The organism is Xenorhabdus sp. KK7.4, from assembly GCF_963876465.1.
Taxonomy (GTDB): Bacteria; Pseudomonadota; Gammaproteobacteria; order Enterobacterales; family Enterobacteriaceae; genus Xenorhabdus; species Xenorhabdus stockiae.
This window is the reverse complement of record NZ_CAWNQF010000070.1, coordinates 35,981-49,682: the sequence shown is the minus strand read 5'-3', so window position 1 is coordinate 49,682 and position 13,702 is coordinate 35,981. Positions and strand designations below refer to the sequence as shown.

The 13,702-nt window shown below is 46.4% G+C and carries 11 protein-coding genes; all 11 read right to left on the bottom strand.

What is annotated here, in order from left to right; translation table 11 throughout:
* Positions 1–2: 2 nt before the first annotated feature.
* The 11 genes from mraY to AACS90_RS10610 all read right to left on the bottom strand — a co-directional run bounded on the left by mraY (position 3) and on the right by AACS90_RS10610 (position 13,569).
* Positions 3–1,085 carry a phospho-N-acetylmuramoyl-pentapeptide-transferase gene (gene mraY, locus AACS90_RS10660; RefSeq protein ID WP_099122653.1) on the bottom strand — a complete coding sequence of 361 codons (1,083 nt, stop codon included), beginning with the start codon at positions 1,083–1,085 and terminating at the stop codon, positions 3–5.
* Positions 1,079–2,461 (bottom strand): UDP-N-acetylmuramoyl-tripeptide--D-alanyl-D-alanine ligase, encoded by a 1,383-nt coding sequence (murF, locus tag AACS90_RS10655; RefSeq protein ID WP_099122652.1) that lies wholly within the window; start codon positions 2,459–2,461, stop codon positions 1,079–1,081. Before murF ends, mraY begins: the two co-directional genes overlap by 7 nt.
* On the bottom strand, positions 2,458–3,960 hold the full coding sequence (murE, locus tag AACS90_RS10650) for a UDP-N-acetylmuramoyl-L-alanyl-D-glutamate--2,6-diaminopimelate ligase (RefSeq protein ID WP_099122651.1): 1,503 nt from the start codon (positions 3,958–3,960) through the stop codon (positions 2,458–2,460). The genes murF and murE overlap by 4 nt, the downstream gene beginning before the upstream one ends.
* Before the next feature lie 42 nt (positions 3,961–4,002).
* Entirely contained in the window at positions 4,003–5,757 is a 1,755-nt protein-coding gene (locus AACS90_RS10645) for a peptidoglycan glycosyltransferase FtsI (RefSeq protein ID WP_099122650.1), read from the bottom strand.
* Positions 5,758–5,785: 28 nt separating this feature from the next.
* Positions 5,786–6,106: a cell division protein FtsL gene (ftsL, locus tag AACS90_RS10640; protein ID WP_099109915.1), complete on the bottom strand. Its 321-nt coding sequence runs from the start codon at positions 6,104–6,106 to the stop codon at positions 5,786–5,788.
* Positions 6,103–7,062: a 16S rRNA (cytosine(1402)-N(4))-methyltransferase RsmH gene (gene rsmH / locus AACS90_RS10635; protein ID WP_099122649.1), complete on the bottom strand. Its 960-nt coding sequence runs from the start codon at positions 7,060–7,062 to the stop codon at positions 6,103–6,105. The genes ftsL and rsmH overlap by 4 nt, the downstream gene beginning before the upstream one ends.
* Before the next feature lie 2 nt (positions 7,063–7,064).
* Positions 7,065–7,523 carry a division/cell wall cluster transcriptional repressor MraZ gene (gene mraZ / locus AACS90_RS10630; protein WP_086955542.1) on the bottom strand — a complete coding sequence of 153 codons (459 nt, stop codon included), beginning with the start codon at positions 7,521–7,523 and terminating at the stop codon, positions 7,065–7,067.
* A gap of 650 nt (positions 7,524–8,173) precedes the next feature.
* The gene (cra, locus tag AACS90_RS10625) at positions 8,174–9,181 is read right to left on the bottom strand and encodes a catabolite repressor/activator (protein WP_099122648.1); all 1,008 of its coding nucleotides are present in this window, start codon (positions 9,179–9,181) and stop codon (positions 8,174–8,176) included.
* Positions 9,182–9,270: 89 nt separating this feature from the next.
* On the bottom strand, positions 9,271–9,765 hold the full coding sequence (ilvN, locus tag AACS90_RS10620) for an acetolactate synthase small subunit (RefSeq protein ID WP_086956589.1): 495 nt from the start codon (positions 9,763–9,765) through the stop codon (positions 9,271–9,273).
* Positions 9,765–11,492, bottom strand: a complete 1,728-nt coding sequence (gene ilvI / locus AACS90_RS10615) for an acetolactate synthase 3 large subunit (protein ID WP_099122647.1) — start codon at positions 11,490–11,492, stop codon at positions 9,765–9,767. Before ilvI ends, ilvN begins: the two co-directional genes overlap by 1 nt.
* A 274-nt stretch (positions 11,493–11,766) precedes the next feature.
* Positions 11,767–13,569, bottom strand: a complete 1,803-nt coding sequence (locus AACS90_RS10610) for an AMP-dependent synthetase/ligase (protein ID WP_099122646.1) — start codon at positions 13,567–13,569, stop codon at positions 11,767–11,769.
* Positions 13,570–13,702 lie beyond the last annotated feature (133 nt).

Below are 13,702 nucleotides of genomic sequence, written 5' to 3'. Positions count from 1 at the left end.
GATTAGCGTACCTTCAGTGTTGCCAGACCAATCAGTACCAGCATCAGGGAAATAATCCAGAAACGTACAATAACGCGTGGCTCCGGCCAGCCTTTCAGCTCATAGTGATGGTGAATAGGCGCCATACGGAAAATACGCTGACCGCGTAACTTGAACGAGCCGACCTGCAAAATAACGGACAGTGTTTCCACAACAAACACTCCCCCCATAATGACCAGCAGAAACTCCTGACGCAGTAACACCGCAATCGTTCCCAGTGCTCCGCCCAAAGCCAGTGAGCCAACATCTCCCATGAAAACCTGTGCCGGGTAGGTGTTGAACCACAGGAAACCCAGCCCTGCCCCGACAATTGCGGTGCAGACAATCACTAATTCACCGGCATGGCTCAGGTAAGGAATATGCAGATAATTGGCAAAATTGACGTTACCTGTTGCCCATGCCACTAATGCAAAACCGGCAGCCACCAGCACGGTTGGCATAATTGCCAGGCCATCCAGCCCATCGGTCAGGTTAACGGCATTACTGGTTCCGACAATCACGAAATAAGTCAGCAAGATATACAGCAGGCCAAGCTGTGGCATCACATCTTTGAAAAACGGCACAACCAATTGTGTCGCCGGCGTGTCTTTACCAATGCTGTACATCGCAAATGCCACACCAAGAGCCAGTACGGACTGCCAGAAATATTTCCAGCGGGCAATCAATCCCTTAGTGTCTTTACGGACAACCTTCCTGTAATCATCAACAAATCCGACGATGCCATAACCCAGCAGTACAGCCAGTACACACCAGACATAAGGGTTATCCAGACGCGCCCATAACAGGACAGAAATAGTAATAGAAAACAGGATCAGCAACCCGCCCATCGTCGGTGTCCCGCGCTTGCTGAAATGGGATTCCGGCCCATCGTTACGCACAACCTGACCAATCTGTAACTTTTGCAGATAAGCAATCAGAGTTGGCCCCATCCACAATGCAATAGACAACGCAGTCAGCAAGCCGACAATCGCTCTGAACGTCAAATAGGAAAAGACGTTAAATCCTGTATGATACTTAACCAGATACTCAGCCAGCCAAACTAACATTGGAAGTTCTCCTTCAGTGAGTCCACTACCTCTTCCATTTTGGCGCTGCGTGAACCTTTAATTAATACAGAAATCGTTTCGTGTTGCTTCAATACAGGAAGCAGTGCTGCAACTAACTCGGCCTTGCTGGAAAAATGCTGACCACGACCACTTGCCTCACTAATATGGGCACTTAAAGGCCCGACGCTAAGCAATTGTTCAATGTCTGTCGATGCAACAGCTTCACCAACCTGACGGTGGCACTCAATTGCCTGATCACCCAACTCACCCATATCGCTGACAACCATCACGCGATATCCGGGCATCCGGGCTAATACCTGTGCGGCAGCAATCATGGAGCCGGGATTGGCGTTATAAGTATCATCCAGCACCACTTTTCCGGCAGCCAGAGGAACCGGGAATAACCGCCCCGGCACAGCTTTCAGCCCTAATAAACCCGTACGGATATCATCAAGGGATGCCCCGACGGAAATCGCCAGCGCACTGGCGGCTAATACATTGGCTATATTGTGTTTTCCGGGCAACGGCAACGCGATTTCACAACTACCGATTGGTGTATGCAGGCAGAAACGCGTTTCCAGCGGCTGCTCCTGAATATCTGTCACATAAAAATCGGCGTCTGCCGCAGGTGTAATGGAAAAACGCCATACCGTCTGCTGATCACTGATGCTCTGCTGCCAGTTACGCCAGTCATTGCTATCCAGATTGATAATGGCGGTTCCAGTGGACGAAAGCCCTGCAAAAATTTCACCTTTTGCTTTGGCCACTCCCGCCAGCGAACCAAATCCTTCCAGATGAGCAGAAAACAGGTTATTAACCAGCGCACTTTCAGGCCGAACCATCTCCGTGGTATAAGCAATTTCACCAATATGGTTAGCACCCAGCTCAATAACCGCAAACTGGTGTTCCGGCGTAAGGCGGAACAGGGTTAACGGTACACCGATATCGTTATTAAAGTTGCCTGCGGTATAAAGCGTATTACCGCATTGACGTAAAATCGCAGCGGTCATCTCTTTCACGGAGGTTTTGCCGGAAGAACCCGTCAATGCAACAATTCGTGCATTGCTTTGCCCACGAACCCAGCCTGCCAGTTTGCCCATCGCCAAACGGGTGTCTTCTACAACCACCTGAGGGCAATCAACTTCAAGAGGTCGCTCGACCAACAAAACAGCGGCGCCTTGCTTCGCTACATCAGCCGCGAAGTTATGGGCATCAAAGTTTTCCCCTTTTAAAGCAATGAACAGATCACCACGTGTGATTTTGCGACTGTCGGTTGTCACCGCCTCAATGCGGATAATGGCCGCCTGCTGCCCGGAAACGTGATGTAACGTTCCTTCGGTCACTTGTGCCAGCTGTTGTAGAGTCAATGGAATCATGCTATCACCCCCAACAGACGCGCAACTGTCAGACGATCTGAATAATCCAGACGGCGGTTCCCTACCAATTGATAGTCTTCATGGCCTTTGCCTGCTACCAGTACAACATCGTCTTCTGCCGCCTGCATAATGGCACTGGTTACAGCTTCAACACGCCCATGAATAACCATCGCACGGCCCGGATCGATGAAGCCTGTCAGGATATCCGCAACAATAGACTGAGGTTCTTCGCTACGTGGATTGTCATCAGTAACAACTACCCGATCTGCCTCTTGCTCAGCTACACCGCCCATTAATGGGCGTTTGCCTTTATCGCGATCGCCTCCACAACCGAATACACACCAGAGCTGCCCTTTGCAGTGCAGTCTTGCCGCTGCCAGGGCTTTTTCCAGTGCATCCGGTGTGTGAGCATAATCGACGACTACCGTAGGACGGCCTGAGGCTGCAAATACTTCCATTCGCCCACAAACCGGGATCAGACAAGATACAGTTGCCAGCAGTTTTTCTAACGGATATTCCAGTGATAATAGCGTTGCAAGAGCTAATAACAGGTTGCTGACATTAAAGGCTCCCATCAGAGGACTTTCGAGAGTTCCGCTTCCCCAGCTGGATGTGAAGGTAATAGACGCGCCTTTATCGTGGTAATGAATATCTGTTGCCGATAACCACTGCCCCTGCCAGTTTTCCGGCAGGCGATTTTCCATCGTGACGGCGACGGTTTCAGATAACACAGCATCAGGTAATCGGGATAACCATTTCAGACCGATGTCATCATCAGCATTAATAATTTTTTGTTTAACGTTATGTGTGCTGAACAGCAGCCATTTGGCTTCTTCGTAGCTTTCCATATCGCCATGATAATCAAGGTGATCACGGCTCAAATTAGTAAAAACAGCGGCCTGATACGGTAACGATGCTACGCGGCTTTGTATTAAGCCATGTGATGAAACTTCCATTGCCGCAAACGTTGCTTTCTGATTGACGAGTTGCTGTAAATCAAGCTGAATGTCAACGGCTGAACCTGTCGTGTTTTCAGTTGGAACAGTCATGCCCAGCAGACCATTTCCCACCGTTCCCATCACGGCACTGGTTTCTCCCAGTCCCTGACTCCACTGTGCCAACAATTGTGTTGTTGTTGTTTTACCGTTGGTTCCTGTGACGCCAACCAGCTTTAATTTGTTACCCGGGTGCTGATAAAATTCACCTGCCAATTTCGACAGTTTATTATTTAAATCATCAAAATAGATAACCGGAACACCATGCATTTCCTGAATGGTGCCGTTATCCGCTTTTCCCTCCGCTTCAGCGATCACCGCAGCGACCCCCTGAGCGATGGCTTGAGGAATGTATTTTCGACCATCTGTCTGATGCCCTTTAACCGCAACAAACAGATCTCCGGCAGCCGCTTTGCGGCTGTCCAATGTCATTTCTCGTAGCGGAAGCTCAGGGGCATTAATCCCCCAGAGAGCCAACAAATCGCGTAAATTACGATCTTCCACTTTTATCCTCTTTTTATTTATTCATCACAGATTAGTTATTAATTAGTTATCAACTACAAACTCTTTTTTATCGTCCGCAGGCAAGGCATCAGGCTCAACGTTCATCGTACGGAGAACACCACTCATGATGGCACCGAAGATAGGCGCTGAAACTGCACCGCCATAATATTTTCCTGCCTGTGGATCATCGATAATCACAACCAGTGCAAAACGTGGATTACTCGCAGGCGCAATACCTGCGGTATAGGAAATATATTTATTTACATATTTACCGTCCGGCCCGACTTTTTTAGCCGTACCGGTTTTAATCGCAATACGATAGCCTTTTATCGCCGCACGTACCCCACCACCACCGGGCAGTGCCACGCTTTCCATCATGTGTACCACAGTGCGCATAATATGCTCAGGAAATACCCGGGTTCCCGGAACAGGTGGGTCAACTTTGGTAATCGATAATGGGCGATAAACACCCAGACTGCCTATCGTTGCATAGGCTCGCGCTAACTGTAACGGTGTTACCATCAGCCCGTAGCCGAAGGAGAAGGTGGCCCTCTCAAGATCTGACCACCTTTGTCTATTTTTTGGAAATACGCCACTCTTTTCTCCGACCAACCCCAAATCGGTCGGTTTTCCCATCCCAAAGCGGTAATACACATCTACCAGCTCTGAGGCAGGCATCGCTAACGCCAGTTTAGAAACACCAACGTTACTCGACTTCTGTAAGATCCCCGTGATGGTTAATTCAGAGCGAGGGGCAACGTCTTTAATTTCATGGCCTCTCGAACCATACATCAACCGGTAGGGTCTGGTATCCAATACGGTATTTTCTTTGACAATCCCATTATTCAGCGCACTCATCACAACCAGCGGTTTTATCGTGGAGCCGGGTTCAAACATGTCAGTGATAGCCCGGTTGCGCATCGCATCTTTGGGAGTGCCAGCCAGATTATTCGGGTTATAGGACGGGCTGTTTGCCATTGCCAGTACTTCACCGGTATTAACGTCTACTAATACGGCTGTACCGGATTCAGCCTTGTTAAGTACGACGGCTTTGGTTAATTCCCGGTAGACCAATGTCTGTAGGCGTTCATCAATACTGAGCGCCAGATCATGGGCAGCCCTGCTGTCTACAGATGAGATATCCTCAATAACCCGACCGTTACGATCCTTACGGACAGTCCGGCTACCCGGTTTACCCGTCAGCCAACTGTCGAAACTCTTTTCCACCCCTTCAATACCATTACCATCAATATTGGTCACACCGATAATGTGTGCCGTCACCTGGCCAGCCGGATAATAACGGCGGGACTCCTGACGCAGATAGATACCGGGGAGTTTCAGTTTTCCGACATAATCGCCAATTGAGGTATTAACCTGACGAGCAAGATAGACGAATCGACCTTTGGGATATTCATTAATTTTACTGGTGAGTTGGTCTAGGGGAATAGAAAGTGCATCAGCCAGTGCCTGCCAGCGGGTATCATCCGTAATCCCACCTTTTTCAAAGACTTCTTTCGGATCCGCCCAGACGGCATCTACCGGTACGCTGACAGCCAGCGGACGCCCATTGCGGTCGTTAATCATGCCACGAGAGGTAGGAATGGACTGGACACGCAAAGAGCGGGAATCCCCCTCTTTCACCAAACGGTCAGGGTTGATAATCTGCAAATAAGCCACTCGAATCAAAAGCCCGATTAAAGCAAGCGAAATGCCCCCGCAGAGCAAGACAAAACGCCACTTAACAAAACTGGCTTTATCTTCTTGTTTTTTCAACTTTAAAGAGCGTGCAGCTTTCATCGCCTACCTTTTAGTTGTCAACTGGACTTTATTGAGTGATCACAATATTTTCTTGTGCTGGATCGACATGTTGCATGTGAAATTTTTCAGTCGCTATAGATTCGATCCGACTGTGGTCACCCAATGCATTTTCTTCAAGGAGCAAGTTACGCCATTCAATATCCTGAGCATCAATCTGAATTGCCTGACGTTCTTTCTCCGCAGTCAATAAGCGGGTCTGATGGGTGACCGTCACTACACTGATGGCTGAAACCACAACAGCTACCAGTAAAATCAGTGGGATTTTGGCATTACGGAACAAATCCCTGCCAATAACCCCCACTAATCCATGACGTTCACCTGCCACTATTCACCTGCCTTCTCATCACCTGCCTTTTCAGCAAATCGCAATACCGAACTTCTTGCTCTCGGATTGGTTGCCACTTCATCCTCTGAGGGTTTTAACCTGCCAATTGATTTCAGACTACGTCCTCCCAATGCCCTCAATTGTACTTCGGTAAGCGGCAGACCTGCCGGCACCTTAGGCCCCTGACTATGTTGCTGGATAAAGCGTTTCACGATGCGATCTTCCAACGAATGGAAACTGATGACTGATAATCGCCCTTGTGGTGCTAAAACTTGCAATGCACCGTCCAATGCACGTTCTATTTCTTCCAGTTCACTGTTAATGTAGATTCTGATAGCCTGAAAACTGCGTGTCGCAGGATGCTTATGCTTCTCCTTAATTGGACTTGCCTTCGCAATTAACTCTGCCAATTCTCTGGTTCGCGTAATCGGTTCTTCCTGATTGCGAGCAACAATGGCTCTTGCAATACGTTTGGCAAAACGTTCTTCACCAAACGTTTTCAGTACCCACGCGATATCATCTGCTTCAGCCTTCATCAGCCACTCTGCGGCTGATTGCCCCCGGGTTGTATCCATCCGCATATCCAGTGGCCCGTCACGCATAAATGAGAAACCACGTTCAGGATCATCCAGCTGCGGTGAAGACACCCCTAAATCCAACAGTACACCATCAATCTTTCCAGCCAGACCTGCATCTTTTACATAGGTCGCCAAATCTGAAAATGGCCCATGTGTAATGGAAAAACGCGGGTCAGTAATCGCCTTTGATGCTTCAATGGCCTGCGGATCGCGATCAATTGCCATCAAACGACCATTCGGCCCTAATTTTGATAAAATCAGGCGAGAGTGCCCCCCTCGCCCGAATGTTCCATCAATATAAATTCCATCTTCCCGGATATTCAGTCCATTGACAGCTTCATCCAGTAATACACTGGTATGCTTGAAATGACTATTTGCCATGTTTATAGTGATAAATCCTGTAGCCTTGCTGATAAAGGTTCTTGTGTAGATTGTTCAGCAGCGATGTCACTTTGTACTTGCTGATACCAGACCTGCTCATCCCACAATTCAAATTTATTAAATTGCCCAACCAGCATGACCTCTTTTGTTAGCCCTGCATGCTGACGCAGTGTATGGGCTAACAAAAGACGTCCTGCACTGTCCATTTGGCATTCACTAGCGTGTCCTAATAACAAACGTTGAACACGACGTTCGGCTGGGTTCATGCTGGATAAGCGAGATAATTTTTCTTCGATGATTTCCCATTCGGGTAATGTATAAAGCAACAGACACGGCTGGTGAAGATCAATAGTACAAACCATTTGACCTTTTGATTCCGTATTCAGCGTTTCCCTATATCGGGCGGGTACAGTAAGTCGCCCTTTAGTATCGAGATTAACCAGCGTTGCTCCACGAAACATACTCAGGTTACCCCTTGATGGCCGAAATCTCCACATTATCCCACAAATCACCACAATTAAGAGTTTACGGATGGTATGAAAACCTTGTCAAGCCAGAGCCAGTGTGCTTTAGCTAGATTTACAGAAAGATTTAAGAGAGAAAAAGAAGGATTTTTTAGATTTGGCAATATTATTATCAGCTAACACCATGATAAAACTGAATTATTTATGAATGAGTTCAAGACTAACCTGAAAAAAAATTTTTAGGACAAATAATTATCACTTAAATTAATTTATGCAATCCATATCTCATTATTGCACAATTGTTAATCAATCGTAATCTATCAATAATAAAAATATACTCAGATCAAAATAGTATAAAAAGTAATAATAAGCTGAAATAAAGTAGAACAAAAAAACCTGCAATTATTTGAATATAAAGTATATAACTAAATATCTCACATAAAAGAAATAACTTTTCTTTATAATATATTTCTTAAGCAAAGATATCGTTCTTTTCACCTTCAATAGCCTATTTGCTATTTTTTCACTCATAGATTTTCGTTCAGAAAAATTTTAGTCGGAATAGTCTCAAAATTAAATCAACGAATCTATTTGAATGATTTTTGGAACATCATATTGCACCCCCATCTAAAATGAGGGCACACAAATCAGTCTTTACGACTCAGGCTTCCCCGGCGGCATAAATGACGACGCATACGGGTTATTCCCGGTTCCGGCCTCTGTTTTTCATCAAGGCTAGCTAATACCAGTGACAAAGCCTGTTCAGCAACATCACGATGGCGCTGTGCTACCGATAATACCGGGCACTCAAGAAAATCAAGCAACTCATGATCACCAAATGTTGCTATGACCAACTGTTCCGGTAAACGTCCACTGCGTTTCAGGATGGTATCCATCACCCCCTGAAGCAAGGCAAATGAAGTCGTGTAAAGTACCTGAGGCAAAGGATTTTTTTCCAGCCATGAAGCAAAAACGTCAGCCGCTGCTTCACGTTCATAGCTGTTCGCATAGAGATAACTCACCTGACGCGGATCATTTTCCCATGCTTTGCGGAACCCTTGTTCACGTAAAAAACTGACGGATAATTCAGGCAGTGCGCCCAAATAAAGCACGGATTCTGAAGGAAACTGGCGTAATTCCTGTGCCAGCATTTTCGCATCTTCAAGATCGTCCCCGACAACACTGACGAAATGTTCGCTGTCCAATGCACGATCCAGCGCGATAATAGGCAGGGAGCGATTCGCCCAGCGCTGGTAGAATGGATGCTCAGGAGGCAGAGCAGTGGATACAATAATTGCATCAACTTGCCGTTGCAAAAGGTGCTCAACACAACGCATTTCGTTATCTGGCTGGTCTTCAGAGCAGGCTATCAATAACTGATATCCTCGCTGCCGTGCCTGACGTTCAAGATAGTTAGCAATACGGGTATAGCTCGTATTCTCTAAATCCGGTATCACTAAACCAATAGAACGGGTACGTCCTGCCCGTAGACCGGCAGCAACAGCATTAGGATGGTAGTTATGTTCTCTGACTACCGCCATCACTTTTTCTACTGTTTTATCGCTAACCCGGTACTGTTTAGCTTTACCATTGATAACATAACTGGCCGTAGTACGTGAAACACCTGCTAAGCGGGCGATCTCATCCAGTTTCACATTAACCCCTCAGTAATATGATAGAAAAAGCCCCACGTTACAGTAGGGCCCAGTAAATATCTGTATATTAACCCGCAGATTGCGAATTTTCATCGCATAATTTTTTCTCCGCGCGCAACACCTACAATGCCTGATCGTGCCACTTCCACGATCTCTGCAACTTCCCGCACCGCATCAAGAAAGGCATCCAGTTTTTCGCTCGTTCCCACCAACTGAACAGTATACAGTGACGAAGTCACATCAACGATCTGCCCACGAAAAATATCGGTGCTGCGTTTAATTTCTTCGCGCCCGTATCCACTGGCCTGCAATTTTACCAGCATGATTTCACGCTCAACGTGAGCACCAGCCGTTAACTCATTAACCCGCAGAACATCCACTAACTTATGCAGCTGTTTTTCTATCTGCTCCAATACTTTTGCATCACCTTTAGTCTGAATGGTCATGCGTGACAAAGTTGGGTCTTCCGTTGGTGCTACCGTCAGACTTTCAATATTGTAACCCCGTTGGGAAAACAGACCCACTACGCGAGACAATGCTCCCGATTCGTTTTCAAGTAATACAGACAAAATCCGGCGCATGATCAGGTCCTCTCTGTTTTGCTTAACCACATCTCATCCATTGCTCCTCCACGGATCTGCATTGGATAAACGTGTTCTGTTTCATCAACGGTAACATCAACAAAAACCAGACGCTGGTTTTCTGTCACTTCACGCAAAGCCTGAGCCAGTTTGCTTTCCAGCTCATCATAACTCTGGATGGAGACACCAATATGCCCGTAAGCTTCTGCCAGCCTGACAAAATCAGGCAGTGATTCCATGTAGGACTGAGAATGGCGACCCGCGTAAATGATATCCTGTATCTGTTTCACCATGCCCAAGAAACGGTTGTTTAAGTTAAGCACCAGAACCGGTAAGCCGTACTGTAATGCAGTGGACAGCTCCTGAATATTCATCTGAATACTGCCATCGCCGGTCACACATATGACCGTTGCTGCCGGATTTGCCAGCTTAACACCCAGAGCCGCAGGCAGACCAAAGCCCATCGTTCCCAGACCACCAGAATTAATCCAACGCCTTGGCTTATCAAATGGATAATGCAGTGCGGCAAACATCTGATGCTGACCAACATCGGATGCAATATACGCATCCCCTTTGGTCAAACGATAAAGTGCTTCAATCACTGCCTGTGGTTTTATTTTCGGGCTGGCACGATCATAATCAAGGCATTTGCGATTACGCCACTGTTCAACAGATAGCCACCAGTCTTTGATTGCATCAGGATCCTGAGAGCTTTCCGTTGTGTCCAACAGTTCCACCATCTGACCGAGTACCTGTTTCGCATCGCCAACAATCGGAATATCAGCCGTCACCGTTTTAGAAATGGATGTTGGATCAATATCAATATGTAATACCGTCGCTTGCGGGCAATATTTTGCTAAATTATTGGTCGTGCGATCATCAAAACGCACCCCTACAGCAAGAATAATGTCGGCATTGTGCATCGCTTTATTGGCTTCAAACGTGCCATGCATCCCCAGCATACCCAGACTCTGCTGATGAGTAGCAGGAAAAGCACCGAGTCCCATCAATGAGCTTGTCACGGGAAGACGAAGAAATTCCGCCAGTTTCAGCAATTCCGCTGAACAGTCCGAATTAATCGCACCGCCTCCTACATAAAGCACCGGTTTTTTCGCTTCCTGTAACGCTTTCAGTGCTCGCTTAATCTGTCCCTTATGCCCCTGAATCGTTGGATTGTAGGAGCGCATATTGATTTTTTCTGGATAAATATAGGGAAATTTCAGCGCTGGATTAACGGTATCTTTAGGGAAATCAATAACAACAGGTCCCGGACGGCCACTTGCAGCTAAATAAAAGGCTTTTTTGATTATATTTGGAATATCTTCCGCTTTCTTCACCAGAAAGCTATGTTTGACGATAGGACGGGAGATCCCCACCATATCGCATTCCTGAAAAGCATCGTTACCGATCAAAGAGCTGGCCACCTGACCAGACAACACCACCATCGGGATCGAATCCATATACGCCGTTGCAATTCCGGTTATGGCGTTAGTTGCTCCCGGCCCTGAAGTAACCAGAACAACCCCCGTTTGCCCCGTTGAACGCGTATAACCATCCGCCATATGAACAGCGCCCTGTTCGTGACGAACCAGAATATGTTCTATTCCGCCAATCGTATGTAAGGCATCATAAATATCCAGGACGGCCCCTCCCGGATAACCGAATACATGCTCAACGCCCTGATCGATTAACGATCTGACGACCATTTCGGCTCCTGACAACATCTCCATTGAGTTTGCCTCCAGGCTCTGTTTGCAAGTTAATGTCAGGACTTCATAAGGTCATCATGAAAGTGACCTTATTTATCCCGTTCTATTTATTCGTAGTGTTTATTAGATTAGCATTCGTAATGACACGCATTTCATTAATACACTAAGCCATTAACATAACGTCAGATCTCAAGGTTATCAAACAACAATTCACATATTGAAAACATTTTTTTAATAAAATGATTTCGTTGTTCTCAGTGAAACCAAATCAGGAGCGTTATTATTCAGAACTGATTCAATCCCGATACATGGATTCAATTTCACTCTGATAACGTTGAGAAATCACCTTACGCCGTAATTTCAGTGTCGGAGTCAATTCGCCTTTTTCCATCGAAAAGGACTCCGGTAGTAGCGTAAAACGTTTTACCTGATGGAATTTGGCGATATTTTTCTGCAATTCTTTCAGGCGTTGTTCAAATAACCCGATAACCTGATGATTACGCAGCAATTCCAGACGACTCTGGTAATGAAGATTTATCGATTTTGCGTAATCCTCCAGCGCTTCATAGCTGGGAACAATTAACGCTGAAACAAACTGGCGGGCATCAGCAATCACAGCAATATGCTCAATAAAACGATCTTGCCCCAGTGTTCCTTCAATTAATTGCGGAGCAATGTATTTTCCCGTTGACGTTTTCATTAAATCTTTCAGGCGTTCTGTAATGAACAAATTCCCGGTTTCGTCCAGCCCTCCGGCATCCCCTGTTCGCAGCCAGCCATCTTCAGTAAAGGCATGAACCGTGTCTTCCGGTCGATTGTAATACCCTTTCATTACGATTGGGCCACGTACCTGAATTTCACCCGCTGTGCTGATACGAACATCCACTCCGGGCAATGGCGTACCAATTGAACCCAAGAGATAATTTTTCTCTTCCCAACAGGAAACCGTGGCACAGGTTTCCGTCATTCCATAACCGTATTTGATATTGAGACCAACTGACAGGAAGAAACGCATAATGGAGTCTTCAAGTCGTGCTCCGGCTACCGGCAGAAAACGGATCCGACCACCTAATAGCTGGCGAAGTTTGTTCAGCACCAAACGATCAGCCAGTTTTTCTCCGCATAGAGAAAACGGACAGCTCTTTTTACCGTTTAATTGACGTGACCAACGGCGTTCACCCCGTTTGATCGCCCACTGGAAAATCATTCTGCGCCAGAATGGAGCGCGGGACACTTTCTCAAGAATTGCACTATATATTTTTTCATACAGACGAGGAACAGAGCACATCACGGTCGGACGCACATCAACCATCGCCTCCCGAACAAAATTGGTGTCGGTCAGATAGACATTTAAGGCACCTGTATGCATGACGTAATAACTCCATGCACGCTCAAAAATATGGGATAACGGCAGAAAACTGAGGGAAATATCCTGTTCAGTCAGCGTTAACCGCTGATCATGCAGATAAAGCTGGGCAGCGATATTCTGGTAATCCAGCATGACACCTTTTGGCTCTCCTGTTGTACCGGAGGTATAAATCAGCGTAAAAAGATCATGCAAATCCAACCCGGCAATGCGGCTATCAAGTTCAGCCTGATACTGTTGCTTGTCATCCGCAATAAATGCCGATAAATACAATGCTTGTGGACATTCTTTCAAATCGACAGATTCATCCAGAACAACCAGATGATTAAGCTGCGGGCAAAGGGCTAACAATGTCAACGCTATATCGTACTGCTCCTGCCCTCCCACAAATAATATCCGTACTCCTGCATCATTGAGAATAAATGCAGCCTGATCCCGGCTACTTGTCGCATAAAGCGGTACTGTGACGGCCCGTAACTGCAAAATGGCCAGATCCGATAATGACCATGCCATTGAGTTATCGGCAAAAATACCGATTTTCTCCTGAATTCCCACCTCAAGTGACAGCAGGGATCTTGCAATGGATTTCGTTTTACTATCAACATCCTGCCAGCTCATTTCAAGCTGTTCTGATGCTGACCATTGGCGAAATGCAATTTTTTCAGGGTATTTGCTGACTTGCTGTTGTAATCGCGTGATCAAGTGATAGGAGTGGAGAGAATTTGTTACCACAATATATTCCTGTTCTAAATCTTTGGTTCATCACATTCAGCAAGAAAACTGCCTAATTTTCAGCTTACATGTGTTAGCTATTTCCGCGCAGTCTACCCATTCCTGATGAAAGGGGAAAGCGTATTTTTAATAA

Excerpts from the sequence above, each read along its gene's own strand:
- ilvI (WP_099122647.1), bottom strand. The coding sequence starts at position 11,492 with ATGGAGATGTTGTCAGGAGCCGAAATGGTCGTCAGATCGTTAATCGAT.
- murF (WP_099122652.1), bottom strand. The coding sequence starts at position 2,461 with ATGATTCCATTGACTCTACAACAGCTGGCACAAGTGACCGAAGGAACG.
- AACS90_RS10645 (WP_099122650.1), bottom strand. The coding sequence starts at position 5,757 with ATGAAAGCTGCACGCTCTTTAAAGTTGAAAAAACAAGAAGATAAAGCC.
- mraY (WP_099122653.1), bottom strand. The coding sequence starts at position 1,085 with ATGTTAGTTTGGCTGGCTGAGTATCTGGTTAAGTATCATACAGGATTT.
- rsmH (WP_099122649.1), bottom strand. The coding sequence starts at position 7,062 with ATGGCAAATAGTCATTTCAAGCATACCAGTGTATTACTGGATGAAGCT.
- mraZ (WP_086955542.1), bottom strand. The coding sequence starts at position 7,523 with ATGTTTCGTGGAGCAACGCTGGTTAATCTCGATACTAAAGGGCGACTT.